Source organism: Neisseria sp. P0021.S007, from assembly GCF_051956855.1.
On record NZ_JBQCXA010000352.1, the window covers coordinates 1 to 793 of the forward strand.

Here is a 793-nt window from a genome sequence, read left to right on the forward strand (position 1 = left end):
TCCTGACACGGCGCATTTTTCACCACGTTCGGCGCCATGCTCCAAATGTCTTTCAGCAACGGCAGTTTGGAAAACGCGTCTTTAATGCCTTTGGGCGGTTCGGGTTCTTTCAGATACGCCAGCGTCTGCCCGATTTCGCGCAGTTTGGACACACTGTCCGCACCCATGCCCAGCGCCACACGTTCGGGCGTGCCGAACAGGTTCGCCAACACGGGATAATCATAACGCGTACCGTCAGGCTTAATCGGTTTTTCAAACAACAACGCTGGCCCTTCGGCGCGCAGCACGCGGTCGGCAATTTCGGTCATTTCCAAATACGGCGACACCGGATGCTGAATACGCTTGAGTTTGCCATCAGCTTCCAATCCGGCGATAAATTCTCGCAGATCTCTGTATTTCATGATTTCATTTTCCTGAACAGGCCGTCTGAAAACAGACTGCCATTTCGGGTTTGAAAGATAAACCAGCGGCTATTGTACCTGCCAAATCTGTTCAAATCCCAACTTTCTACGTCCGAATTTCGAGATTTTTTGCAAACTACCGTCAAATTTAAACAATATCTGCTTGTGATTGCTTTCAGACGGCCTTATCTTTGGTAAAATTCCAAATTAATCCAGTCATCAATCAATATCTATCGTGGGACAGCGGCCATGTTTGCATTTTTAGAATCTTTTTTCGTTGAATACGGCTATGCGGCCGTGTTTTTCGTTTTGGTTATTTGCGGCTTCGGCGTGCCGATTCCTGAAGATTTGACACTGGTAACCGGCGGCGTGATTTCCGGCCTGGGTTATAC

2 pseudogenes are annotated in these 793 nt (G+C 48.4%); one reads left to right on the top strand and one right to left on the bottom strand.

The annotated features are described in order from the left end of the window. Positions 1–401, bottom strand: a pseudogene (locus tag ACTHUR_RS13290) (3-octaprenyl-4-hydroxybenzoate decarboxylase); the annotation flags it as partial. Positions 402–650: 249 nt separating this feature from the next. Here ACTHUR_RS13290 and ACTHUR_RS13295 point away from each other — a divergent pair. Beyond that, positions 651–793: pseudogene (locus ACTHUR_RS13295) on the top strand (DedA family protein); the annotation flags it as partial.